This window comes from Agrobacterium sp. D14 (assembly GCF_001526505.1).
Classification (GTDB): Bacteria; Pseudomonadota; Alphaproteobacteria; order Rhizobiales; family Rhizobiaceae; genus Agrobacterium; species Agrobacterium leguminum.
In genome coordinates, this window is sequence record NZ_ASXX01000001.1 from 262,147 (window position 1) to 288,396 (window position 26,250).

19 protein-coding genes are annotated in these 26,250 nt (G+C 60.3%); 10 read left to right on the top strand and 9 right to left on the bottom strand.

Annotated features, from left to right (window positions below; all coding sequences use genetic code 11):
* Positions 1-13: 13 nt before the first annotated feature.
* From nuoN to dnaE, 8 genes are all read left to right on the top strand, one after another.
* Positions 14-1,456: an NADH-quinone oxidoreductase subunit NuoN gene (gene nuoN / locus L901_RS01295; protein ID WP_003521512.1), complete on the top strand. Its 1,443-nt coding sequence runs from the start codon at positions 14-16 to the stop codon at positions 1,454-1,456.
* A 26-nt stretch (positions 1,457-1,482) separates the two neighbouring features.
* Complete coding sequence (locus L901_RS01300) at positions 1,483-2,223, top strand: biotin--[acetyl-CoA-carboxylase] ligase (protein WP_059753187.1); 741 nt, start codon at positions 1,483-1,485, stop codon at positions 2,221-2,223.
* A gap of 203 nt (positions 2,224-2,426) precedes the next feature.
* On the top strand, positions 2,427-4,094 hold the full coding sequence (locus L901_RS01305) for a ribonuclease J (protein ID WP_059752680.1): 1,668 nt from the start codon (positions 2,427-2,429) through the stop codon (positions 4,092-4,094).
* Between the two features lie 133 nt (positions 4,095-4,227).
* Positions 4,228-4,533 carry a DUF1467 family protein gene (locus tag L901_RS01310; RefSeq protein ID WP_003521509.1) on the top strand — a complete coding sequence of 102 codons (306 nt, stop codon included), beginning with the start codon at positions 4,228-4,230 and terminating at the stop codon, positions 4,531-4,533.
* A gap of 655 nt (positions 4,534-5,188) precedes the next feature.
* The gene (proS, locus tag L901_RS01315; RefSeq protein ID WP_003521508.1) at positions 5,189-6,511 is read left to right on the top strand and encodes a proline--tRNA ligase; all 1,323 of its coding nucleotides are present in this window, start codon (positions 5,189-5,191) and stop codon (positions 6,509-6,511) included.
* Positions 6,512-6,635: 124 nt separating this feature from the next.
* Complete coding sequence (locus L901_RS01320) at positions 6,636-7,943, top strand: lipoprotein-releasing ABC transporter permease subunit (protein WP_059752685.1); 1,308 nt, start codon at positions 6,636-6,638, stop codon at positions 7,941-7,943.
* A 15-nt stretch (positions 7,944-7,958) separates the two neighbouring features.
* Positions 7,959-8,642: an ABC transporter ATP-binding protein gene (locus L901_RS01325; protein WP_003521506.1), complete on the top strand. Its 684-nt coding sequence runs from the start codon at positions 7,959-7,961 to the stop codon at positions 8,640-8,642.
* A gap of 531 nt (positions 8,643-9,173) precedes the next feature.
* Complete coding sequence (gene dnaE / locus L901_RS01330) at positions 9,174-12,674, top strand: DNA polymerase III subunit alpha (protein WP_059752686.1); 3,501 nt, start codon at positions 9,174-9,176, stop codon at positions 12,672-12,674.
* Between the two features lie 22 nt (positions 12,675-12,696).
* Here the strand turns inward: dnaE and L901_RS01335 are convergent, their stop codons facing one another.
* The 3 genes from L901_RS01335 to L901_RS01345 all read right to left on the bottom strand — a co-directional run bounded on the left by L901_RS01335 (position 12,697) and on the right by L901_RS01345 (position 15,767).
* Positions 12,697-13,935 (bottom strand): L,D-transpeptidase family protein, encoded by a 1,239-nt coding sequence (locus L901_RS01335; protein WP_059752689.1) that lies wholly within the window; start codon positions 13,933-13,935, stop codon positions 12,697-12,699.
* 169 nt (positions 13,936-14,104) lie between these two features.
* A complete protein-coding gene (locus tag L901_RS01340) occupies positions 14,105-15,388 on the bottom strand; it encodes a DNA polymerase IV (protein WP_059752691.1) in 1,284 nt (427 codons plus the stop codon).
* 70 nt (positions 15,389-15,458) lie between these two features.
* Complete coding sequence (locus L901_RS01345) at positions 15,459-15,767, bottom strand: DUF3572 domain-containing protein (RefSeq protein WP_003521499.1); 309 nt, start codon at positions 15,765-15,767, stop codon at positions 15,459-15,461.
* Positions 15,768-15,898: 131 nt separating this feature from the next.
* Between L901_RS01345 and L901_RS01350 the strand changes: the two genes are divergently transcribed.
* Both L901_RS01350 and L901_RS01355 read left to right on the top strand, forming a co-directional pair.
* Positions 15,899-16,270, top strand: coding sequence for a response regulator (locus tag L901_RS01350; RefSeq protein ID WP_003521498.1), 372 nt, complete (start codon positions 15,899-15,901; stop codon positions 16,268-16,270).
* 18 nt (positions 16,271-16,288) lie between these two features.
* Entirely contained in the window at positions 16,289-17,659 is a 1,371-nt protein-coding gene (locus tag L901_RS01355; RefSeq protein ID WP_020810655.1) for a PleD family two-component system response regulator, read from the top strand.
* Between the two features lie 900 nt (positions 17,660-18,559).
* On the opposite strand, the gene rpmG is transcribed toward L901_RS01355, so the two are convergent.
* From rpmG to topA, 6 genes are all read right to left on the bottom strand, one after another.
* Complete coding sequence (gene rpmG / locus L901_RS01360; protein ID WP_003496403.1) at positions 18,560-18,727, bottom strand: 50S ribosomal protein L33; 168 nt, start codon at positions 18,725-18,727, stop codon at positions 18,560-18,562.
* Positions 18,728-18,816: 89 nt separating this feature from the next.
* Complete coding sequence (locus L901_RS01365; protein ID WP_183044066.1) at positions 18,817-19,983, bottom strand: MFS transporter; 1,167 nt, start codon at positions 19,981-19,983, stop codon at positions 18,817-18,819.
* A 17-nt stretch (positions 19,984-20,000) separates the two neighbouring features.
* Positions 20,001-20,627, bottom strand: coding sequence for an NUDIX hydrolase (locus tag L901_RS01370; protein ID WP_003521495.1), 627 nt, complete (start codon positions 20,625-20,627; stop codon positions 20,001-20,003).
* Positions 20,628-20,689: 62 nt separating this feature from the next.
* Positions 20,690-21,133 (bottom strand): DUF983 domain-containing protein, encoded by a 444-nt coding sequence (locus L901_RS01375; protein ID WP_059752697.1) that lies wholly within the window; start codon positions 21,131-21,133, stop codon positions 20,690-20,692.
* A 44-nt stretch (positions 21,134-21,177) separates the two neighbouring features.
* Positions 21,178-23,532: a ribonuclease R gene (rnr, locus tag L901_RS01380; RefSeq protein WP_059752700.1), complete on the bottom strand. Its 2,355-nt coding sequence runs from the start codon at positions 23,530-23,532 to the stop codon at positions 21,178-21,180.
* Complete coding sequence (gene topA / locus L901_RS01385; RefSeq protein WP_059752702.1) at positions 23,529-26,213, bottom strand: type I DNA topoisomerase; 2,685 nt, start codon at positions 26,211-26,213, stop codon at positions 23,529-23,531. Before topA ends, rnr begins: the two co-directional genes overlap by 4 nt.
* Positions 26,214-26,250: the final 37 nt, after the last annotated feature.

The window sequence follows — 26,250 nt, forward strand, 5'->3', positions numbered from 1 at the left end:
GGACCCGTTGGACATGACCGCTGAAATCCTTTTTGCCAGTCTGCACATTGCGACGCCCGAGCTGATCCTTGCGGTCGGCGCGCTGGCGCTGCTCATGATTGGCGTCTTCTCGGGCGACAAGTCGACAACGACGGTCACCGGCCTTGCCGTTGCCCTCCTGCTCGTCGTCGGTCTCTGGATCATCTTTGCCCCCGCTTCGGGCGTGGCTTTCGGCGGTGTCTACATCGCCGATGCCTTCGGCAACTTCATGAAGGTACTGGCGCTGATCGGCTCCATCACCGCCATGATCCTCGCCGTCGGTCAGGGACGTTTCGAACCCATCGGCCGTTTCGAATATCCGGTGCTGCTGGTTCTTGCGACCCTCGGCATCCTGCTGATGATCTCGGCCAACAACCTGATCTCGCTCTACATGGCGCTGGAACTGCAGTCGCTGGCGCTCTATGTCGTCTGCGCGATCAACCGTGAAAGCCTGCGCTCTACGGAAGCGGGCCTGAAGTATTTCGTGCTCGGCGCGCTGTCTTCCGGCATGCTGCTTTATGGCATGTCGCTGGTCTACGGCTTCACCGGCAATACCGGCTTCACCGAAATCGCGCAGGTTCTGGCCTCGGAAACCCGTTCCCTCGGTCTGGTCTTCGGCCTGGTCTTCGTTCTCGCCGGTCTCGCCTTCAAGATTTCGGCCGTGCCGTTCCACATGTGGACGCCGGACGTTTATGAAGGTGCGCCGACCCCGGTAACGGCGTTCCTGTCGGCTGCGCCGAAGATTGGCGCCATGGCGATCCTCGTTCGCATCGTCATCGAGGCGTTCCAGCCGGTCTTCGCCGACTGGCAGCAGATCGTCGTGTTCATCTCCATCGCCTCCATGCTGCTCGGCTCCTTTGCCGCAATCGGCCAGAAGAACATCAAGCGCCTGATGGCTTATTCCTCCATCGGTCACATGGGTTATGCGCTGGTCGGTCTCGCTGCGGGCACTGAAGCCGGTGTGGCTGGCGTCATCCTCTACATGACCGTTTATATGGTCATGACGCTCGGCACCTTCGCCTGCATTCTCTCCATGCGCCGCAAGGAAATCGGCAATGTTGAGACTGTCGAGGATCTGGCCGGTCTTTCGTCCTCCAACCCCTTCATGGCGGTTGTGCTGACGATCCTGATGTTCTCGCTTGCCGGTATCCCGCCGCTCGCCGGCTTCTTCGGCAAGTATTATGTCTTCCTCGCAGCCATCGAGGCGAAGCTCTATCCGCTCGCCATCATCGGTGTGATCGGCTCTGTTGTCGGCGCCTATTATTATATCCGCGTCGTCAAGGTCATGTGGTTCGATGAGGCCAAGGACAAATTCGAGCGTCCCGCCGGCGAACTCAAAGTCGTTTACGCGCTTTCCGGCCTCTTCGTTGTCGCCTTCATCGTCTTCGGCGGTGCACTCGGCAACGCGGTGACAGTTGCGGCGAAGACCTTCTTTTGAGCAGCACGCACAAGCATACGGGCCGGATGTCCATCGATGACTTCCGGCACGAGGCGATGGCGGAAACGCCATCGACCAATCTGGAATGTTTCGCCCAGGCAAGGGCGGGCGATGGCGGCAATCTGTGGATCACCGCCATCCGCCAGACTGGCGGACGCGGCCGTCGCGGCCGTCCATGGGTCTCCGAACCCGGCAATCTCTACGCCTCGCTTCTCCTCATCGATCCCGCTTCGATGGACCGCATCGGGTCTTTGCCGCTGGCCTTCGCGCTTGCGGTTTACCGCGCCATCCGCGCGGTGCTGCCGACGGGCGGTGAGCCGCTTGAAATCAAATGGCCGAACGACGTGCTGATCGGCCGCCGCAAGACCTGCGGCATTCTGATGGAGACGGAGCTTCTGCCGGACGGTCGCCGCGCCATCGTCATCGGCATTGGCATCAATATCGCCCATAAGCCGGAAAACCCGCTTTATCCCGTCACCATGCTGTCCGAACATGGTGCATCGTGCTCGCCCGATGAGCTGTTCGCCCATCTTTTCCGCGAGACGGCGGAGGTGCTGGGGGATTGGGACGAGGGCAGGGGCGTTGCCGGCATCATGGCCGGCTGGCGGGCGGCCGCCTGCGGCATCGGCGAACACATCACCGTCAACTTTCCGGACCGTTCGATTGGCGGGCGTTTCGTCGGAATTGATGATAATGGTTATCTGCTGCTGGATGAGGACGAGGGCGCAAGGCGCTCCATCGCCGCCGGCGACGTGTTTTTCGGATGAGGTGCGCGGTGTGGGCTGAAGGGCCGCGCCGAACCGCATCCCACAGGTTGGAGCTTTCCTGCGGCTCATGAAAAGCAGGGTGGAAGACCGGTTCCGCATCGGCCCGGTCGATCAGATGGTTCAACAGGTCCGATGCTTAAGAGCGCGGCGGGCGCGGCCAATTGCCGTCGCCTGCATGCTTTCGTGAATGGATAAGAAAAACAATGGCTAAACAGGACGAACTGGTCTTTGTGCCGCTTGGCGGCGTGGGTGAAATCGGCATGAATCTGGCGCTTTACGGCTACGGGCCGGAAAGCAAGCGCCAATGGATCATGGTGGATTGCGGCGTGACCTTCGCCGGCCCGGACCTGCCGGGCGTCGATCTGGTACTGCCTGACATCAGCTATATCGCCGAGCAGAAAAAGAACCTCAAGGGCATCATCATCACCCACGCCCATGAAGACCATTACGGCGCGCTGAACGATCTCTGGCCCGGCCTCAACGTGCCGGTCTATGCCTCGCCTTTCACCGCCGGCATGCTGGAAGCCAAGCGCGCGTATGAGGGCACGCGCGCCGAAATTCCGGTGACGATCTTCAAGGCGGGCGACCGCATCAATGTCGGCCCGTTCGAAATCGAGGCTGTCGGCGTCAACCACTCCATTCCGGAGCCGATGTCGCTGGTCATCCGCACGCCGCTCGGCAATGTCATCCACACCGGCGACTGGAAAATCGACGAAGCCCCGTCGCTCGGTCCGTTGACGGATGAGGCCCGTTTCCGCGCCATCGGCGGAGAAGGCGTGCTGGCGCTGATGTGCGACAGCACCAATTCGGTGCGCGATGGCGTGTCGCCCTCCGAACACGAGGTTTCCGAAGGCCTGCGGCAGATCATCGAAAATGCCGAGGGTCGTGTGGCCGTCACCACCTTCTCCTCGAATGTCGGTCGCATCCGCTCGATTGCGCAGGCCGCGGAAGCAGCCGGCCGCGAAGTGCTGCTGCTCGGCTCGTCGCTGAAGCGCGTCGTCAACGTCTCGCAGGATCTCGGCATCATGGAAGGCATCAAGCCGTTCCTCGCCGAAGATGAATATGGCTATATTCCGCGCGACCGGGTGGTGCTGATCCTGACCGGTTCGCAGGGCGAGCCGCGCGCCGCACTCGCCAAGCTTTCGCGTGACGAGATGCGCAATGTGGCGCTGGCTTCCGGCGATACGGTGGTGTTCTCATCGCGCGCCATCCCCGGCAATGAGAAGGCGATCATCGATATCAAGAACGGCCTCATCGAGCAGGGCGTCCATATCGTCACCGACAATGAGGCGCTGGTGCATGTCTCCGGCCATCCGCGCCGCAATGAACTTCTGAAGATGTACGAATGGACGAAGCCGCAGATCGTCGTGCCCGTCCATGGCGAGGCGGCGCATCTGGTGGCGCAGAAGGAACTGGCCGAACAGGCCGGCATCTCGCAGGTGCCGAAAGTGCGCAACGGCAATGTTCTGCGCCTCGCACCCGGCCCGGCCGAAGTCATCGACGACGTGCCGCATGGCCGCGTCTTCAAGGATGGCAATCTCGTCGGAGACATGGACGAGATGGGCATCAGCAATCGCCGCAAGCTGTCCTTCGCCGGTCATGTGGCCGTCAATGTCGTGCTGGATAGCCGCTATGATTTCCTCGGCGATCCCGATGTTGTGCCCTTCGGCCTGCCGGAATTCGATGACGAGGATGAGGCCATGGAAGACACGCTTTATGACGCCGTGCTCGGCGCCGTCGAAAGCATTCCGCGTGCCCGCCGCAAGGATCTGGATCTGCTGCGTGAAGCGGTGCGCCGCGCCGTGCGCGCTGCCGCCAACCAGAGCTGGGGCAAGAAGCCGATCGTGACGGTTTTTGTAACCAAGGTCTAAGCCGGGAACCTCCCGGCAATCGGCCGGGGCGTCTGTCTCTTTCCCGATGATTCCAGGGCCGTGCCGCAAAGCGCGGCCCTTCTGTTTTTCTTTTAGGGTTTCTTGCGGAGAAGTGATTCCGATCTGCGGATGAATGCGTTACAAGAAGCCCATTGTGCAGGAGGATCACATGCCGCTTCTTTCGGCCTTCGCCGTTTATTTCATCGTCTGGTGGACGGTGCTTTTCATCGTGCTGCCAATTGGCCTGCGCACTCAGGATGAGGAGGGCGATGTGGCGCTGGGCACGGTCGCCAGTGCGCCATCAAGGTTCAAGGGCGGGCGGATCGTTTTGTGGACGACCCTGATCTCGGCCCTGATCTGTGGGCTGTGGTACGGCGGAACCTGGTGGTTCGGCGTCAGCCTCGATGACCTGCCGAGAATTATTCCCGTTTTCGATTGAAAAGCTGCGCAGGTGATCGCCGTTCGCGCGCATCTGCGCACTCAGGCTGGCGGCGAGCCCATGGTCGCGGCAGTTTCCGGCGGATATGGCCGGGATTCTGTCATATGGATGTCATATCTGTCGTGCACACAGCAAGAACGTGCTCAGTGCCTGATTCACCGCCATAATTTTACCGGAATATAGCGGCGGGGCGGGGTTATTTGCGTAGAAGCAAAAAAAAACAAGGCCTTTCAGCCTTGTTTTCCAGGTTTCGCGTGATCTGTAACCGTTGCCGGGGCTGCGAACGAGCGCGCCTAAGATCTGATCCTCCCAAGACTGACCGCGAAAATGACAAGAATTTAAACTTCCTGCCTCTTTTGTAAGCTAAAGCTAGCTCAAACCCCCATGCTTGTCATCTCATTTTTTGCATATTTGTTACAGTCGGCAAAAAATTCTCCGTGGTGCAATTTGTCGCACCGGATCAAGAATAATATTCCGATCAAAGCGTTTTGACGCGAATTAGCTATCGCGAAAATACCGCAAAATCGCCTTTAACGCTCTTTTCATGGCGGGTTTTCATCTCGGCCGGAAACGGCTATATCCGGCGCCAATATCCCTCTATTCGGGGCGATTCCCGCGCCTTTGCGCGCTGTCGTCCGCATCAATGGAAGCCGTCATGCGTCTCAGCCGTTATTTCATGCCCATCCTGAAGGAAAACCCCAAGGAAGCGGAGATCGTCTCCCACCGCCTCATGCTGCGCGCCGGCATGATCCGGCAGCAATCGGCTGGCATCTATTCCTGGCTGCCGCTCGGCAAGCGCGTGCTGGACAAGGTCAACAGGATCATCCGGCAGGAGCAGGATCGCTCGGGCGCCATCGAGCTTCTGATGCCGACGCTGCAATCGGCCGAGCTCTGGCAGGAAAGCGGCCGTTACGATGACTACGGCAAGGAAATGCTGCGCATCAAGGACCGTCAGGACCGCCAGATGCTCTATGGCCCCACCAATGAGGAGATGATCACCGACATCTTCCGTTCCTATGTGAAGTCCTACAAGAACCTGCCGCTGAACCTCTATCACATCCAGCTCAAGTTCCGCGACGAGGTGCGTCCGCGTTTCGGCACCATGCGTTCGCGTGAGTTCCTGATGAAGGATGCCTATTCCTTCGACCTGACCAAGGAAGACGCGATCCATTCCTATAACAAGATGTTCGTGGCTTACCTGCGCACGTTCGAGCGCCTTGGCCTGCGCGCCATTCCGATGCGCGCCGATACCGGCCCGATTGGCGGCAATCACAGCCATGAATTCATCATTCTGGCCGATACCGGCGAATCCGAAGTCTTCTGCCACAAGAGCTTCCTCGACCGCGCCATTCCGGCCGAAAACACCGACTTCGACGACGTCGCAGCCCTGCAGGGCGTATTCGACGAGTGGACGGCCGATTATGCCGCCACGTCCGAAATGCATGACGAAGCCGCCTATAACGCCATTCCCGATGGCGAGCGCCTTTCCGCGCGCGGCATTGAAGTCGGCCACATCTTCTATTTCGGCACCAAATATTCCGAGCCGATGGGCGCGAAAGTGCAGGGTAAGGATGGCAAGGAACACCCTGTCCACATGGGTTCCTATGGTATCGGGCCGACACGCCTTGTTCCCGCCATCATTGAAGCATCGCATGACGAGAACGGAATCATCTGGCCGGCCTCGGTCGCTCCCTTCGATGTCGTGATCATCAACATGAAGGCTGGCGATGCTGCCTGTGATGCGGCTTGCGAAAAGCTGTATTACTCGCTCTCCAACGCCGGCAAGGATGTTCTTTACGACGACACGGACGACCGTGCGGGCCAGAAATTCGCCACCGCCGACCTGATCGGCGTGCCGCTGCAGATCATCGTCGGCCCGCGTTCGGTCGCGAATGGTGAAGTCGAAGTGAAGGATCGCAAGACCGGCGAGCGGGAGACCGTGACGATCGAGGCGGCGATGAACAGGGTGCTCGGCTAAGAGCGAGTGGGAGACGGAGCGGCTTCACCCGAAGTCCGCTCCGGTTTCGTAACGCAGATGCCGCAGAAATATGGGCCGGTTTTCGGAAAAGACCGGCCTTGCAGTTTGAGATCAGGGAGACGACATGGCACAAGCCGAGGCTGACAAGGGTGCGGCTGTTTCCGCCGGGGCAAAGACTGCCCGGCCGTTTTCCGCTTTTGAACGCATGGTGGCCTGGCGTTATCTGCGGTCGCGGCGCAAGGAAGCGTTCATTTCCGTCATCGCCGGTTTTTCCTTCGTCGGCATCATGCTGGGCGTGGCGACGCTCATCATTGTCATGGCGGTGATGAACGGGTTCCGTACCGAGCTCATTTCGCGCATTCTCGGCATCAATGGCCATATGATCGTGCAGCCTATCGACCAGCCCTTCAATAATTATGATGAGCTGGCGAATAAGTTCGCCGCCGTTCCCGGCGTCACCATGGCCCTGCCGCTGGTGGAAGGCCAGACGCTCGCCTCCGGCCGCGGCGGCGCAGGCTCCGGTGCTCTGGTGCGCGGCGTGCGTCAGGAAGATATCGACAAGGTCAAGGAAGTCGCCACCAACATCAAGACCGGCGATCTGGTCGGCTTCATGGCCGGAGATGGCGTTCTCGTCGGCTCAAGGCTCGCCGCCCAGCTCGGCGTAACGGCCGGTGACGACATTACCCTCATTTCCCCGGAAGGCGACGTGACGCCGATGGGCGTCAATCCGCGCGTCAAATCCTACAAGATATCCGGGGTCTTCGAGATCGGCATGTCGGAATATGACGCCTCGATGATCTATATGCCGCTGTCCGAAGCCCAGCTTTATTTCAATGCCGAAGGCCTCGTGCAGTCCATCGAGCTTTATGTCAGCCGCCCCGACGATGTCGACGGAATCCGCCCGCTGGTGGAACAGGCCGCCGAACGGCAGATTTATATCACCGACTGGAGACAGCGGAACCAGACCTTCTTCTCCGCCCTGCAGGTGGAAAGAAACGTGATGTTCATGATCCTCACCCTCATCGTTCTGGTGGCGGCGCTGAACATCATTTCCGGCCTCATCATGCTGGTGAAGGACAAGGGCAGCGACATCGCCATTCTGCGCACCATGGGCGCAAGCTCCGGCTCCGTGATGCGCATCTTCTTCATGACCGGGGCGGCCATCGGCATGGTCGGCACCTTTGCCGGCGTGGCGCTCGGCGTCATCGTCTGCCTCAATGTCGAATCCATCCGGCAGTTCTTCTCCTGGATATCCGGCACGGTGCTGTTTGACCCGCAGCTTTATTTCCTGAGCCAGCTTCCGGCCGAAATGGATATCAGCGAGACCATTTCCGTTGTCATCATGGCGCTGACGCTCTCTTTCCTGGCAACGATCTTTCCAGCATGGCGGGCTTCCAAGCTCGATCCGGTGCAGGCCCTGCGTTACGAATAAGGACCGCTTCGCAATATGGCAAAAAAAACAGTGCTGCGGCTTACTGGCGTCGAGAGAACCTATGGTCAGGGCGAGACGTCGCTTTCCATTCTGCGCAAGGCTGATTTCGAATTGAAGAGCGGCGAGATGGTGGCGCTGGTCGCCCCTTCGGGAACCGGCAAATCCACGCTGCTGCATCTGGCGGGACTTCTCGAACATCCAGATGCCGGCGAGGTCTATATTAACGGCGCACCCTGCAATGACCTGCCGGATGAAACGCGAACCGCGATCCGCCGCAGCGATATCGGTTTTGTCTACCAGTTCCATCATCTCCTGCCGGAATTCTCGGCGGTGGAAAATGTGATGATGCCGCAGCTTATCGCCGGTCTGACACAGGCCGAAGCCCACAAGCGCGCCAGTGCGCTGCTCGACTATATGCGGGTGGGGCATCGCGGTGAGCACCGCCCGGCCGAACTCTCCGGCGGTGAACAGCAGCGTGTCGCCATCGCCCGCGCCGTCGCCAACGCACCGCTTTTGCTGCTCGCCGATGAGCCGACCGGCAATCTCGATCCGGAAACAGCGCATTATGTTTTCGACGCGCTGGAGGCGCTGGTACGCCAATCCGGCCTCGCGGCGCTGATCGCCACCCACAATCACGAACTCGCCGCCCGCATGGACCGGCGTGTGACGCTCGCTGACGGCAAGATCGTCGATTTCTGAGCTTGATGCGCGAGGCACGACCCTCGTGCGTCAATCTTTCCGTCGTGCTCGAAACGATCGTTGTCGCCAATTGAGGTGAACGAAGGTTCCCGGACGGGTTGCGCCAAGCTGGCGAGTCGATCCCTCCAGAGAACGCCTGTTCTCCATATTTGAATTTTTTCCGAACCCGGCGGTATTTTTACCTCCGGGTTTTTTCGCTTTGGAGTCAGGGGTTTGCTGTTCCCCCTGCGGGAACCGAAGGCGATTCTGCGGCATTAGCAAGGGGAATATCAGCAAAACCCTGTTGACAATCGAACAAAATGAGAACAAAGTTGGAACATAACGAGTAAGGAGAGACCAATGACTGATTTCATCCGTGACGTTGCCGCTTTCGCCTCCATCGCTGTCTTCGTAGCCAGCTTTTCGGTGATCCTCACCGCCCTGTGAAGGGCACGCCGGCGCAGAAACCTGTATGGACGCCGTAAAGCGGTGGACTTTGAGCGCCGGAAATCGGAAAATCGCCCCCTCGATTCAGAATGACAGGATGATGATATGGGCGATGCGGTTGTGCGTGGAGAGACCTCTGGCGAAACGCTGAAAACTCCCGGTTTCGTCCATTTGCGGGTTCATTCCGCCTATTCCCTGCTTGAGGGGGCCTTGCCCCTCAAGAAAATCATGTCCAAGGCCGTCGCCGATGGCCATCCGGCCATTGCCATTACCGATACCAACAACCTCTTTGTCGCGCTGGAGTTTTCCGAAAAGGCGCGCGATGAAGGTTTGCAGCCCATCATCGGCTGCCAGCTGTCGATCGACATGCAGGATGCGGCGGAGGATCGCCGCAACCATAACAGCCACCTTCAGAAACTTCCCGCCATCGTTTTGCTGGCGGCCAATGCCGAAGGTTACGAGCGGCTGGTGGATATCGTCAGCCGCGCCTATCTGGAAGGCGAGGGCAGCGGCCATTCCGTGCATATTACCCGTGCATGGCTGGAGGAAGCCTCCAATGCCGGCCTGATCGCGCTGACAGGCGCCTCCGGCGGTCCGGTGGATATGGCCTTGAAGGAAGGTCACGCTGCTCAGGCGAAGGAACGGCTGCTGACGCTGAAGTCACTCTTCGGTGACCGGCTTTATATCGAATTGCAGCGCCAGTCCGGTTATGACCGTTCCCATGAGCGGCGCATGATTGGCCTTGCTTATGACCATGATATTCCGCTGGTTGCCACCAACGAAGCGTTTTTCCCTTCCAAGGCCGACTATGAGGCGCATGATGCGCTGATGGCGGTGGCGCATAACGCCATCGTCTCCGATGACAGCCGGTTCCGGCTCACGCCCGATCATTACCTCAAAAGTCGACAGGAAATGGCGGCGCTGTTTGCCGATCTTCCCGAGGCACTGGAAAACACCGTCGAGATCGCGCTGCGCTGCTCCTATGTGCTGAAGAAGCGCGGGCCGATCCTGCCGCGTTTCACCGGCGCCAGCGACGACCCGGAGGCGGCGGAACACGCCGAAGCCGAAGAACTTCGTCGCCAGGCGGTGGAGGGACTGGATCAGCGGCTGGCGGCGCTCGGCATGGCGGCCGGCTATACCGAGCAGGATTATCGCGACAGGCTGGATTTCGAACTCGGCGTCATCTCGCGCATGAAGTTCCCCGGTTACTTTCTGATCGTTGCCGACTTCATCAAATGGGCCAAGCAGCACGATATTCCGGTCGGGCCGGGCCGCGGTTCGGGTGCGGGCTCGCTTGTCGCTTATGCGCTCACGATTACCGATGTCGATCCTCTGCGCTTCTCGCTGCTGTTCGAACGCTTCCTCAATCCTGAACGCGTTTCGATGCCCGACTTCGATATCGACTTCTGTCAGGATCGTCGCGAAGAGGTGATCCGTTATGTGCAGGCCAAATATGGCCGCGAGCAGGTGGCGCAGATCATCACCTTCGGTTCGTTGCAGGCGCGCGCGGCCTTGCGCGACGTCGGCCGCGTGCTGGAAATGCCCTATGGGCAGGTGGACAAGATCTGCAAGCTGGTGCCCAACAACCCGGCCAACCCGACACCCCTGTCGAAAGCGATCGAAGAAGAGCCGCGCCTGCAGGAAGAGGCGGACAAGGAGCCGGTCGTCGCCCGCCTTTTGGATATCGCCCAGAAGATCGAAGGGCTTTACCGCCACGCCTCCACCCATGCCGCCGGTATCGTCATCGGTGACCGCCCGCTATCGAAGCTGGTGCCGATGTATCGCGATCCGCGCTCGGATATGCCGGTCACCCAGTTCAACATGAAATGGGTGGAAAGCGCCGGCCTCGTCAAATTCGACTTCCTCGGCCTGAAGACGCTGACGGTGCTGAAGGTGGCCGTCGATTTCGTTGCCAAGCGCGGCATCAAGGTCGATCTTGCGGCGATCCCGCTCGATGACGCCAAAACCTACGAGATGCTCTCACGCGGCGAAACCATCGGCGTGTTTCAGGTGGAAAGTGCCGGCATGCGCAAGGCGCTGATCGGCATGCGCCCGGACTGCATCGAGGACATCATCGCGCTGGTGGCGCTTTATCGTCCGGGACCGATGGAAAACATCCCGGTCTATAATGCCCGCAAACATGGCGAGGAGGAGCTGGAGTCCATCCACCCCACCATCGACCATCTGCTCAAGGAAACGCAGGGCGTTATCGTCTATCAGGAACAGGTGATGCAGATCGCCCAGGTTCTCTCCGGTTATTCGCTCGGCGAAGCCGATCTTCTGCGCCGCGCCATGGGCAAGAAGATCAAGGAGGAGATGGACAAGCAGCGCGAGCGTTTCGTCGACGGCGCCATCGAGAACGGCGTCTCGAAGCCGCAGGCCAACACCATCTTCGACCTTCTCGCGAAATTCGCCAATTACGGCTTCAACAAGAGCCACGCCGCCGCCTACGCCATCGTGTCCTACCAGACCGCCTATATGAAGGCGCATTATCCGGTGGAGTTCCTGGCGGCCTCCATGACGCTCGATATGGCGAACACGGAAAAGCTCAACGATTTCCGCCAGGATGCCGGCCGCCTTGGCATCGAGGTCGTCGCACCTTCGGTGCAGACGTCGTTCCGGCAATTCGAGACGGGCGAGAACCGCATCTATTATTCGCTCGCCGCCATCAAGGGCGTGGGCGAGGGGGCGGTGGAACACATCGTCCAGGTTCGCGACGGCAAGCCGTTCACGAGCCTTGAGGATTTCTGCCTGCGCATCGATCCCAAGCAGATCAACCGGCGTGTACTGGAAAGCCTGATCAATGCCGGCGCTTTCGATTGTTTCGGCCGCGACCGCGCCGAACTGATCGGCGGGCTGGACCGCATCATCGGTTATGCGCAGATGGCGCAGAACAACCGCACCATTGGACAATCGGACATGTTTGGCTCCGGTGGTGGAAGCGGCCCGGAAAAGCTCATCCTTCCCGCCTTCCAGCCGTGGCTTGCCTCCGAAAAGCTGCTGCGCGAGTATCAGGTGCTCGGTTTTTACCTCACCGCCCATCCGCTCGATACCTACCGCCCCGTGCTGGAAAAGCTGCGGGTGCAGAATTTCGCCGATTTTTCCGCCGCGGTGAAACAGGGCGCGACTGCCGGGCGTCTGGCCGGCACCGTGACCGGCAAGCAGGAGCGCAAGACCCGCACCGGCAACAAGATGGGCATCGTCACCTTCTCGGATGCATCGGGCCAATATGAGGCGGTGCTGTTTTCCGAAGGGCTCGGCCAGTTCCGCGATCTGCTCGAGGTCGGCAAATCGCTGGTCATCACCGTGCAGGCGGAAGAACGCCCGGAAGGCATCGGTCTGCGTATCCAGACGGCGCAGTCACTGGAAGAGAAATCCGTGCAGATGCAGAAGGCGTTGCGTGTTTATGTGCGCGATTCCGGCCCGCTGAAAACGGTGGCCCGCCACCTCAATACGAAAGGCGATGGCTCGGTCTATTTCATCGTCATCAAGGATGAGGGCAGCCGCGAGATCGAGGTGGAGCTGACGGAGAAATATCGCATCTCGCCGGAAATCGCCGCTGCGCTGCGGTCCGCGCCCGGTGTCGTCGATGTGGAACTGGTGTGAGGCTTGAGGCCTCACACGTCGCTCATACCGGCCCTTCTTTGGTCACGGTGATGAAGTCCGTTCCAGTGCCTGTCTCCAGCTGGTGACTGATATCGGAAACGGTGATCGAGCTGCCGCTTGAAAGCTCCTGCTCGATCCGGCTGCGTATTTCCGTGGGAATTTCGAGGCGGCCGAGTACGGCGCTCAATTGATCGAAGCCGCCCGGCGCTTCGGTAACGGAGATGCCGAGCCGCTTGCGGGCCGCCGCCGGCAGATGGTTTTCCAGCGTCACGCCGTTCCATTCGGCGGTTCCGGCGGCGCGATCCACGGACACGGCTTCGAAGAAATGGGTTCCGAGCGCCACTTCCGGGTCCTTGATGTCGATGGCTGCTTCGAACAGCGGCTTGAAATCCTGTCGCACCATGATCTGGCCGGTCGGCGGGTGGTCTTCACCGGCGGAGGCATAAAGCGCCATCACGAAGGCATCGGTCAGAAGCGGGCCGGCGGTTTTCAGCCCCTTCCAGCGCTTGAAACCATTGATGGCGCTGATCGTCATCTCCCCGGCATAACCATCCGCTGAACCGGCATCGAAACCGAGGCGGGTCAGCACGGTCTGAATATCCATCACCTTTTCCCGCTCGCCGCGCCGGGTGATGAGAATGCGCAGGGGCGAGGGCTCCCTGGTCTTCGCCGCCGGCTTGAGGGCCTGGGTCTTTTCATTGACGGCGACCTCGACCGTCCCCAGAGCCGCATCGAAGGTCGCCGGGCGCAATTCCACATCCGACAGAAGCAGCTTGCCGTCGTCGGCATCGTCGCGCGGCTGAAACAGCGCCGGATGCTGCACAAAGCGCAGCGAGACCGGCCGGTCGGTGATGATGACATGCACGCCGGTTTTGGTGTCTCCAAAGAGAGACTTGGCGAATTTGGACGGCAGGCGCACGCAGCCATGCGAGGCCGGATAGTTCGGTACCTTGCCTTCGTGCAGCGCGATGCCGGACCATGTCAGCCGCTGCATGAAAGGCATGGGCGCGGCCGAGTAGATATTCGATTCGTGGTATTTCCGCTTTTCCAGAATGGAGAAGATGCCGCTCGGTGTCTCATGTCCGGCCTTGCCGGTGGAGACCTTCGAGGTGGCGACGATTTCGCCGTTCTCATAAAGCGCGAGCGACTGGTCGCTTTTCGATACCAATATCTGCAGGGACCTGCTGTCAGCGGCAAGCGCCGGAAAGGCAAGAATGCTGGCTGACAGCATGCCGGCCATAAGACGGAGGCGGAGGGACATGACGCAATACACCACATGTACAAAACTTGCCTCACTCAATCATGCGAAGTTTAATGAAGTTTAAGGACCGCTCATCCGCAACATCACTAATTTGTGTAAAATCTAAAATATATCCGGCGCGAAGCGGCCAGGACAGGATTGCGCGGCCTGTCGCACAATCCCGCAACTGTTATTTGCGCGTTCCGAACGTATAGCCGGTCTCGACGCTGCCCTTGCCGAACTTGTCGCGCAGCTTGTCCATCGCCGCTTCCGCCGCAGCCCGGCGCCCCGCCTGTTTGTCGACGAGATCGGGCGGATCGGCCAGACCCGCATCGCGCAGATCGCTGACGCCGATACCGATGAGGCGGAACTTGGTGCCGTCCGTTTCCTTTTCCAGCAGCGAAAGGCCGGTGCGGAAAATCCGGTCGGCAAGCTGCGTGGGGTCGTCCAGCTTGCGGTTGCGGGTGCGGAGTTTGAAGTCTGCCGTCTTCATCTTCAGCACCACCGTCTGGCCGGCAATGCCGCTCTTCTTCAGCCGCCAGGCAACCTTTTCGGAAAGCGAGCGCAGGATCGGCACCAGATCCTCATGGCGGGAAATATCGTTGAAGAAGGTGGTTTCGGAAGAGACGCTTTTGACGGGGTCGTTATTGTGCACATGCCGCTCGTCAATGCCGCGCGAAAGCCGGAAGAGGCGTTGCCCCATCACGCCATAGCGGCGCATCAGCTCGCTTTCCTCCATCTCCTGCAACTGCGCGATCATGCGGATACCGTCCGCCTCCAGCGTCGCCGCAAAGGCCTTGCCCACGCCCCAGATGGTGGTGACCGGCCGTGCCGCCAGAAAGGACAGCGCCTCCGTTTCGCCGATCACCGAAAAGCCGCGCGGCTTTTGCAGGTCGGACGCGACCTTGGCGAGAAATTTGCAATAGGAAAGCCCGGCGGAAACGGTCACGCCCACTTCCTTTTCCACGCGCCTAGCGAATTTCGCCAGCACACGGGCCGGTGGATCGTGATGCAGCTTCTCGGTGCCGGAGAGATCGAGAAACGCCTCGTCTATGGAAAGCGGCTGCACCAGCGGCGTCAATTCCTGCATCATCGCCCGGATTTCGCGCCCGACACGGCTGTATTTTTCCATATCCGGCTTGATGACGATTGCGTCAGGACAGGCTTCCAGCGCCTTGAACATCGGCATGGCGGAACGCACGCCGTGAATGCGGGCGATATAACAGGCGGTGGAAACCACCCCACGCTTGCCGCCGCCAACGATCACAGGCTTGTCGGCCAGTTCCGGATTGTCCCGTTTTTCAACGGAGGCATAAAAAGCGTCGCAGTCGATATGGGCAATGCTCAGATCGTAGAGTTCGGCATGATAAACAAGCCGCGGGCTGCCACAGGCGCGGCAACGCCTCAGCCCTTCTGGCTGGCCGGCCAGACAGTCGCGGCAAAAACCGGGATCATAGGGTTGCGACGTGGACATGGGCTGAAAACAAAACCAGAACGTTGCCGACCATACTCCGGCCGTGACAATGGCTCAAGGGGGCGACCCGTCAATACACGCCTGAATCCAGCCCCGGCCCGGAAAAGTGGTGCCATGCCGCCGCCACTGTTTCGGGGGAAGTATCGGTCGCGGCGCAAAACGCCATCAGGTCCGGTTCATGGCTCATCAGAAAATCGGTGAGGCCGGCAAGAAAGCCGGGATCGTTGACGGCCTGGCGCAACATATTGGCCTGCAACCCGCTCAGCGCCAGAAAACGCGCCAGCATTTCCGGTTCGTTTGCCAGCCAGCCAAGTATGGCGGCTGCCGTTTCTTGCGGATCCTGGCCGGCATTGCCTTTGTTTTTCGTATCGCGCAGCATTTCTTCCCCGAAGTTACCTATTTTGAAACCAAATCCCTCTAGCCTTGCGCAACAAATGGACGATGGAATCGGTTCTCTGGCAACTTATATGTCTGGATGAAGGTTTCAAAGCGAAACGGGGACTGCTCACCATGCCCAAGCAGGTCATGATAGTCGAAGACAACGAGCTGAACATGAAGCTCTTTCGCGACCTGATCGAGGCGTCCGGTTATACGACCATCCAGACGCGCAACGGCATGGAAGCGCTCGATCTCGCCCGCAAGCATCGCCCGGACCTCATCCTTATGGATATCCAGCTTCCGGAAGTCTCGGGGCTGGAGGTGACGAAGTGGCTGAAGGAAGATGACGAGCTGCATGTCATTCCGGTCATCGCGGTCACGGCTTTTGCCATGAAGGGCGACGAGGAACGGATTCGCCAGGGCGGATGCGAGGCCTATGTATCGAAGCCGATTTCCGTTCCGAAGTTCATCGAAGTCATCAAGACTTATCTGGGCGATGCGTGAGGCGACTGGGGAACGGTTATGACGGCGAGAGTTCTGGTTGTTGACGATATTCCGGCCAATGTGAAGCTTCTCGAAGCCCGCCTTCTGGCGGAATATTTCGATGTCGTCACCGCCGAGGATGGTTTCAAGGCTCTGGCGATCTGCGACGAAGAGCAGGTCGATATCATCCTGCTCGATATCATGATGCCGGGCATGGATGGCTTCGAGGTCTGCGAAAGGCTGAAGGCCAACCCGAATACCGCCCATATTCCGGTGGTGATGGTCACGGCACTCGATCAGCCGTCGGACCGCGTGCGCGGCCTCAAGGCCGGCGCCGACGATTTTCTCACCAAGCCGGTCAATGACCTTCAGCTCATCGCCCGTGTCAAAAGCCTTGTGCGCCTCAAGGCCGTCAGCGACGAATTGCGGCTACGCGCCGAAACCGCACGGCAGATCGGCATCGAGGAGATGCTGCGCAGCGATGGCCTGATGCAGACGCCCGGCCGCGTGCTGGTTGCGGATGGCCGCGCCAGCTCGCAGGAACGTATCGTGCGGGCGCTGAAGCCGGTTGCCGAGGTCGATGCCGTCACCGAGCCGCAGGCGGCCTTGCTCAAGGCCGCGGGCAATCCGTTCGAGCTCGTCATCGTCAATTCCAATTTCGAGAATTACGATCCGCTACGGCTGTGCTCGCAGCTTCGCTCGCTGGAACGCACCCGTTTCCTGCCGCTGCTTCTGGTGGCGGAGCAGGGGGCGGACGATATGGTGGCGCGGGCGCTCGATCTCGGCGTGAATGATTACATTCTCCGCCCGATCGATCCGAACGAACTCGTCGCGCGCTCGCTGACGCAGATCAGGCGCAAGCGTTACAACGAGCATCTGCGGCTCAATCTTCAGCACACGATGGAACTCGCGATTGTCGACGGGCTGACCGGCCTCAACAATCGCCGTTACCTCGACAACCACCTGAAGATACTCTTCGACCGTGCTGCCGTTCGCGGCCGTCCGATCTCCATCTGCATGACCGATATCGACCGCTTCAAGCTGGTCAACGACACCTATGGTCACGATGTCGGCGATGAGGTGCTGCGGGAATTTGCAGCACGCATTCGCAGCACGGTGCGCGGCGCGGATCTCGCCTGCCGTTATGGCGGGGAGGAGTTCGTCGTCGTCATGCCCGATACGCCGATGGAACTTGCGGCAAGCGTCGCCGAGCGCCTGCGGGCGATAGTCGAGGACAAGCCTTTTTATGTTCGTTCCATCGACCGGGAATTGAGCATTACCGCCTCCCTCGGCATCGCCACCAGCAGCGGCGCCTTCGGCGCACCGGACGAAATCCTGAAGCAGGCGGACAAGGCGCTCTACGAGGCGAAACACGCCGGTCGCAACCGCGTCGTTGCTGCCGCTGCCTGAGCGTCAGCGGCGGATTGACTAAAAATATTGCGCAATCTCTCCGTTATATCCCGGCGAAATAGTTATTCGGGAATACGGGGCGGGCGTCGCGAAACTGCAAGCCATTGACCTTGGATGTATTTTATCGCTTTGCAATGAAAAGATGCAGATTGGCGATATAAATAGAGTTCAAGTTGAAAAATACGTTGAATTCAATCTCTCCGGCAACTATAGTGTGCCAGCTTTGTATACTTAACCATGTTTCCCAGGTGATGTATCTCTGGCTTAAGAATTTGTTGATTTTTATTTTACTTCTGCGCACACTCCCTATTGAGAGTAACAGTTCTTCCGGCGGTTTATCCGTCTTGTGAAGATGAATGATAGCGGCTTTAGCCGTCGCGATTTCGCTCGTCAGGGGCTGGTATTGCGTAGTTTGAATGCCCCATGATGCTCAGGTCCGCCGCATCTCCTGAATCGTGGGGTCGGTCGGCTGACGATGTCCGAATCGGTTCCTCGTGCCGTAATCGCATCGTTGGCCGACCGCCTTCTTCCCGAAAATTGCCTGTTCGTGGTGCGCGTGTCGCAGCGTAGCGGCTTGTGCGGTCGTCTTCGTTCACGTCAGTGCGAGGTCGTGATACGGGGCAGGGGCGGATGGCCGTAGCCCTTGGGATACTTCTTCCGAGCATCTGAATGATTGCGGCGGCGGATGGGGCGTCGGACCATATGGTCGGACTTACCCATGGCTGTTCGCGCGCTTTGCTAGTAACGGCGGCGATTTCCGGGGGGCAGCGGAGACGCGGGGGCCTTATTGGCCGCCTGGAAAGCCTCTCAGCGCGACGAAGCTGGTGGCAGCCTTCTTCCGTTGGCACAAACAAAAAACGCGCCCGTTGGGCGCGCTTTTGTCGGAGACCGATCAAGAAATTACTTGATCTTGGTTTCCTTGAATTCAACGTGCTTGCGTACAACCGGGTCGTACTTCGTCTTCGTCATCTTGTCCGTGAACGTACGGCTGTTCTTGGTGGTGACGTAGAAGGTACCGGTGTCGGCTGTCGACAGCAGCTTGATCTTGATTGTTGTAGCTTTCGCCATGGTCGTCCTGCCTTTAAACAAAAGAGAAGCCGCAGGCGCTTCTCACCTCGGCTAAATCTGGCGCGAAACTACGTATCGCGCCTGAAAAGTCAAGCCTGTTTTGCCCGGAAAACAAAACGGACGATATAAAGCACCACGTAAAGCCCGAAAAATACCGCCAGCGACCAGGCAAAGCCGTCGGTTCCGGCAAGGTCCATGGAAATGCCCACGGCCTGCGGCCCCGCAATCGTGCCGACGGCGTAACAGAAGATGAAGGCGGCATTGGCGGCGACCAGATCGGCGCCTTTCAGGCGCGATCCGAGATGGGTGAGGCCGACAGTATACATGCCCGAGACCAGCCCGCCCCAGAACAGCAGCAGGGCCGCCACCAGAATCCAGCTTTCCACCAGGAAAGGCAGCGCCAGCGTGCCGCAGACGCCGGCAAAGGCCATCAGCCCCAGCATCGTACGCCGGTCCTTCATCCGGTCCGAAAGCAGGCCGATCGGTATCTGGAAGACCATATTGCCGATACCCATCACGGTGAGGAGAAGTGCCGCCTGCGATTCGTTGAAGCCTTCCCGCGTCGCATAGATCGGAAACAGCGAAAGGCCGCCGGCCTGCACCGAACCGAAGACGAAGGCCGCCGCGGACGCCATGGGCACCAGCCAGACATAACGGACGAAATGGTGGTTGGGCCGCTCATCCAGCTCCGGGCTTTCGCCGCGCGCCATGAAGATCGGGATCGCGGCGAGCAGGATGATCGCCGCGCCGACCAGAAACGGCAATATGCCTTCGCTGCCGACGACGGAAAACAGCAGCGGACCGACCGCGAAGCCAACCGCAAGGCCGGTGGCGTAGATGCCGAGAACCATGCCGCGCTTCCTGGGCGGCGCGGTCATGTTGATCCAGTATTCGGAGAGAATGAAAAGCGTGGTGGTGGCGCCGTGGAAAACGATTCGCAGCGGAAACCACATCCAGAAGGCTTCGGCGAAATAAAAACCGAGCGCGCTCAGCGCCGAAACGACGACTGCGAACAGCATGGTTCGCGCTACGCCGAAATCATGGGCGATCTTGGTGGTCACGGGGGCCGCCATCATCGCTGCGACGCCGGCCATGGCCGAATTCACCCCGATCATGGTGGAAGAGATGCCGCGCTTCTCAAGGATGATCGACAGGAGCGGCAGGCCAAGGCCGATGGCGACACCGACCGCACTGATGGCGGAAATGGCGGCGATCAGTGAGGGCCAGTGAATGGCGTCCGCTTCTTCGCATTTCATTTGTGACATGACGGCCTTTATACAAAGTCTCGAATGAACCGGCCGTGGCGCGTGACATAGAGCCGCGCGGGGCTTTCAAAGGGCAATGAGGGATCACCTATCATGAGTTTTGTGACATCTTCGAGAACCGTACGCGTGATTTTCGGCATGTTCAGACCGGAAAGGTCTGTCATGTCAAGCCATTGCACATTGTGCAACTCGTCGGAATCACGGGTTAGCCGGGTATCCAGCCGCAATTCGTCGGCATAACAGCAGAAGAATCGCGTGTCGTAGCGCCGCACATTGCCGGGTGGGGTGATGGCGCGGGCCACATATCGGAAACGGGAAAGATCGGGACCCCTGGTGCTCAGGCCGAGATCCACGCCGGTTTCCTCGAAAAGCTCGCGCGCGGCGGCAAGCGCCAGAGCTCTCGCGCCGGCAGCGCTCAGCCGCCGCGCTGCGGAGGCAGTGAGGCTGTGGAGGACGGCGGGATGCAGATCGCCGGAAAAGGGCAGCGCATGGTCGCGCGGATCGCGTTTGCCGCCGGGAAACACATAGGCGCCCGGCATGAAGACATGGGCGCTGCTGCGCTGGCCCATCAGCACCCTGAGCTGCGAGCCGGAACGGTCGAACAGAATGATGGAGGCGGCGTCGCGCGGCCGCATGGGCGCGCTCGCCGTTTCGGCACACCGGGGAAGCTGAGTCACCTGCAAGGTCCCGCCCGCCGTCAGTGAGACGAGCCGTCGATCTGCGCTTTTTGCTGTTTTCGGTCGAAGCCGTGCATCTTCAGCGCCCATTGCAGGCCGATGACGCCGCCCTTGATGGGTTGCAGCGTCAAAAGTGCGGCGAGAATGGTGATCGGCACCCAGATGGCGAAATGCACCCACATGGGAACGGAAAACACCATATCGGTCATCATGAAACCGCCGACGGCGATATGGCCGATGATGACGATGGAAATATAGGGCGGCAGGTCATCGGACCGGTGGTGGTGCATTTCTTCGCCGCAGGCGGCACAGGCGTCCACCGGCTTCAGGAAGGCCCGGAACAGGCGTCCGCTGCCGCACGCAGGACAGCGATTGGCCATTCCCCGCATGATCGAGCGGCCAAGCGGCCGTTCCGCGCTATCGTCTCCGAAGGTGACTGTTTCCGAGCCCTGATGTGCACTCATCCTTAAGTCCTTCTCCCGTTTTTCAACCGCCTGAAGCGGTCTTGTTATCGTCGCCTTCTGGGCGGTCGCGTCCCGGGCTTTGCGGCAGGACGCGATGTCCGCCGGCCTGCCTTGTGGAACGACCGCGAGCCGACCGGCATCTTGCGCCCCGGGCTCAGCATATCGAAACGAAGCGCGCCTGCCAAAGGCACCGCTTCCGCAAGCCGCACCTGAACCGTGTCGCCAAGCTGGTATCCAAGGCCCGTCTTCTCTCCTGTCAGGGCCTGATGGGCCTCATCGTAAAGGAAATAGTCGGTTCCAAGTGTAGATATAGGAACAAAGCCGTCCGCGCCAAATTGCGGAAGCGCGACAAAAAGTCCCGCCTTGGTGACACCGGAAACACGGCCCTCGAATTCTTCGCCCACCCGTTCGGAGAGATGATGCGCGATCAGCCGGTTGATGGTGTCGCGTTCGGCAGCCATGGCGCGGCGCTCGAAGGTGGAGATTTCGGCGGCGATGTCGTCCAGCGTCGCCTCTTCCTGCGGTGTGATGCCGCCTTCGCCAAGGCCAAGCGACCCCACCAGCGCGCGATGCACGATGAGGTCGGCATAACGGCGGATCGGCGAGGTGAAATGCGCATATTTCATCAGGTTGAGGCCGAAATGGCCGATGTTTTCCGGGCTGTAGATCGCCTGGCTCTGGCTGCGCAGCACCATCTCGTTGACCATGATCTGGTGCGGCGTATCGAGCGCGCGGGCCAGAATGCCGTTGAAGGAATTGGCGCGCATCGCCGCACCCTTGGCCATGGAAATGCCGATGGTGCCGAGGAATTCGCGCAGCACTTCCTGCTTGGAAAGCGTGGGCGCATCATGGACGCGATAGACCAGCGGCTGCTTCTTCTTTTCCAGCGTCTCGGCGGCGGCGACATTCGCCTGGATCATCATTTCCTCGATCAGCTTATGCGCGTCGAGGCGTTCAGGAATGACGACCTTGTCCACCGTCCCGTCAGGCCGAAGCAGGATCTTGCGTTCCGGCATATCGAGTTCCAGCGGCTGGCGACGGTCGCGGCCACGCTTCATCACCGCATAGGCGTGCCATAGCGGCTTCAGGATGGGTTCCAGCAGCGGGCCGGTCTTGTCATCCGGCCGTCCGTCGATGGCCGCCTGAGCTTGGCTGTAGGAGAGCTTGGCAGCGCTCTTCATCATGATGCGGTGGAAGGTGTGGCCGGCCTTGCGGCCTTCCTTCGAAAAGATCATCCGCACGGCAAGGGCAGGGCGGTCGACGCCTTCCTTCAGCGAGCAGAGATCGTTGGAGATGCGCTCCGGCAGCATCGGCACGACACGGTCAGGGAAATAGACCGAGTTGCCGCGCTTCAGCGCTTCGCGGTCGAGCGGCGAACCGGAACGCACATACCAGGAGACATCGGCAATGGCGACGGTGACGATGACACCGTCAGGGTTGTCGGGCGATGTGTCGGGCTCGGCATAGACTGCGTCGTCATGGTCCTTGGCGTCGGCGGGATCGATGGTGATGAGCGGCAGGTCGCGCCAGTCCTCGCGGTGCGACATGCTGGCCGCCTTGGCGGCATCCGCCTCGGCAAGAACGTTCGAGGGGAAGATATGCGGAATGCCGTGGGAATGGATCGCGATCATCGAGATCGCCTTTTCCGAGGCAACGGAGCCGATGACCGACAGCACCTTGGCGCGCGTCAGCCCGTAACGGCCGCTGTTGCGCGAGGTTTCCACCTCGATCAGGTCGCCGTCTTTCGCATCGCCGACGCCATCGGGGTCGATGACCATTTCTTCGCCGCGCCGGTCGATCGGCCTCAGCCGTCCGCCGCCGCCGGCCGTCTCCTTGAACACGCCGAGCAGCGCGTTCTGGCGGCGGTCGATCAGCTTGACGACGCGGGCCGTATAGGCCGGGCCGGAGCTTTCCTTGGAGGGGAAGATTTTCGCCAGAATGCGGTCGCCAAGACCCGCCGCCGGGGCCTTCTTGCCGCGATCCTGCGATGACTGGCGGATGAGCACGGCCGGTGCCGCGCCCTGATCCTCTGGCCATTCCGCTGGCCGGCCGATCAATTCGCCGTCCTTGTCGCGGGTGGTGATGTCGAGGACCGTGACCGGCGGCAGGCCGCCCGGCCGCGTCAGCGACTTGCGGCTCTTCTGCACCATGCCGTCGGTTTCAAGCTCTTTCAGCAGCGCTTTGAGAACGACGCGGTTCTCGCCTTTCAGCCCGAAAGCCTTGGCGATTTCCCGCTTGGAGGCCTGTTGCGGATGGTCGGCGATGAATTTCAGCAGCACGTCGCGGGGAGGCACCTCGCCATGGATGATGCCTTCACCTTCACTGACCCGCTTGCCGCGCCCGGTGCGTCCGAAACCGTCGCTGGCGGAACCCTGTCTCTGACGCGGCGCTTTGCTCACTCTGCTGCCTTCTTGGGTTTGGCCGCTGCCTTCGGCTTGGCGGCCGTCTTGCTCTTCGTTGCCGCCTTGGCCTTGGTCGCCTTCGGCTTAGCTGCGGCGTCACCATCGGCCTTCTTGGCAGTCATCTTCCTGCCCTTGGCAGGCTTGCCGCCGGTGCCGGTCTTGGCGATGCGCTCGGCGATCAGCACCAGCGCCTCGTCCAGCGTCACCGAAGCCGGGTCCTGACCCTTCGGAATGGTGGCGTTGACCTTGCCCCAGTTGACGTAAGCGCCATAGCGCCCGTCGCGAACGGTGATCGAGCCGCCATCGGGGTGATCGCCCAGCTCCTTCAGCGCGGCCGGCGTGCCGCTGCGGCCGCGACCCGGTCCCTTGCTCTGCTTTTCGGCAATCACGGTCACGGCCCGGTTGAGGCCGATAGAGAATACGTCCTCGATGCTTTCGAGGTTCGCATAGGAACCGTCATGCAAAAGGAACGGCCCGTAGCGACCGAGACCGGCGGAAATCATCTTGCCGGTTTCCGGATGCTTGCCGATATCGCGCGGCAGGTTGATGAGCGCCAGCGCCTTTTCGTGGTCGATATCCTCAGGCTTCCAGCCCTTGGGCAGCGAGGAGCGCTTGGCTTCCTTGCCGTCACCGCGCTGGATATAGGGCCCGAAACGGCCGGAGCGCAGCGTCAGTTCCTCGCCGGTCATCGGATCGGCACCCAGCGCCTTCGGCTCGTTCGAAGCCGCAGCTTCGGCTTCCGAGCCGTCCGAGGTCAGCTGGCGGGTGTAGTTGCATTCCGGATAATTGGAGCAACCGACGAAAGCGCCGTATTTGCCGAGCTTCAGCGAAAGATTGCCGGTGCCGCAAACCTGACAGATGCGCGGATCGGAACCGTCCTCGCGCTTCGGGAAGACCAGCGGCGCCAGAACCTCGTTCAGCGCATCCAGAACGTTGGTGACACGCAGTTCCTTGGTGTCTTCGATCTGGGCGAAGAAATCCTTCCAGAAATCGCGCAGAACCTGCTTCCAGTCCAGTTCGCCGGCGGAAATCCGGTCGAGCTTTTCTTCAAGCGCGGCGGTGAAGTCGTATTCGACGTATTTGGTGAAGAAGCTTTCGAGGAAAGCCGTCACCAGCCGGCCGCGCGAATGCGGGATCAGCTTGCGCTTGTCGACGACGATATATTCACGGTCGCTCAGCGTCTTCAGCGTCGCCGCATAGGTGGAAGGACGGCCGATGCCTAGTTCTTCCATCTTCTTGATCAGCGAGGCTTCCGAATAACGCGGCGGCGGTTCGGTGAAGTGCTGGCTGGCGTTGATCTTCTGCTTGGCGAGGTTCTCGCGCTCGTTGATCGGCGGCAGACGGCCTTCGTCGTCACCGTCATCGCTCTGTTCGCCATCTTCCTTCTGGTCGGTATAGGCGGCGATGAAACCGTCGAAACGGATCACCGAACCGACGGCGCGCAGGCCTGCCTTTTCGCCGCCATTGCTGGCGAGGATTTCCACCGTGGTCCGCTCGATTTCCGCCGAGGCCATCTGGCTCGCTATGCCGCGCTTCCAGATCAGGTCATAAAGACGCAGCTGATCGGGATCGAGGTAACGCTTCACCTGATCCGGTGTGCGGTTGAAATCGGTCGGGCGGATAGCTTCGTGCGCTTCCTGGGCGTTCTTGGCCTTGGTCGAATAGAAACGCGCCTTTTCCGGCACGTACCGGCCGCCGAACTGCTCGCCAATGGCGCGGCGGGCGGCATCGATCGCTTCCGGGGCCATCTGCACGCCGTCGGTACGCATATAGGTGATCAAACCGACGGTCTCACCGCCGATATCGATGCCTTCGTAAAGCTTCTGCGCCACCTGCATGGTGCGCGAGGCGGAAAAGCCCATGCGCGAGGAGGCCGCCTGCTGCAGCGTCGAAGTGGTGAAGGGCGGGCCGGGATTGCGCTTGACGGGTTTCGCCTCGACGCTTTCGACCACATAGCTCGCGCCTTCCAGCAGCGCCTTCAGCCGGTTCGCATCGTCTCCGGTCTTGATCGAGCGGCTTTGCAGGCGCTTGCCATCGGCCGAAACCAGCTTGGCTTCGAACTCGTCACCGCGCGGTGTCTTCAGAAGCGCGCTGATGTTCCAGTATTCTTCGGAGACGAAACGCTCGATCTCGGATTCGCGGTCGCAGACGAGACGCAGCGCAACCGACTGAACGCGGCCGGCGGAACGCGCGCCGGGCAGCTTACGCCACAGCACGGGCGACAGGTTGAAGCCGACGAGATAATCCAGCGCGCGGCGGGCGAGATAGGCGTCGACCAGCGGCACATCGATGTCGCGCGGGTTCGCCATGGCGTCCAGCACGGCCTTTTTGGTGATGGCGTTGAAGACCACGCGCTTCACTGGCTTGTCGCCGAGGACGCGCTTCTTCTTCAAAAGATCGAGAACGTGCCAGGAAATGGCCTCGCCTTCGCGATCCGGGTCGGTTGCGAGAATGAGGCCGTCGGAGGATTTTACCGCATCGGCAATATCCTTCATGCGCTTGGCGGATGCGCTGTCGACCTCCCAGGACATTTCGAAATCCTGGTCGGGCAGCACCGATCCGTCCTTGGCAGGAAGGTCTCTGACGTGGCCAAAGGATGCAAGAACCTTGTAGCCCGAGCCAAGATACTTGTTGATCGTCTTGGCTTTGGCAGGAGATTCTACGACGACGACATTCATATTGTTTTTCTCTGGAACTGGTCCGTTAACGTGGCCG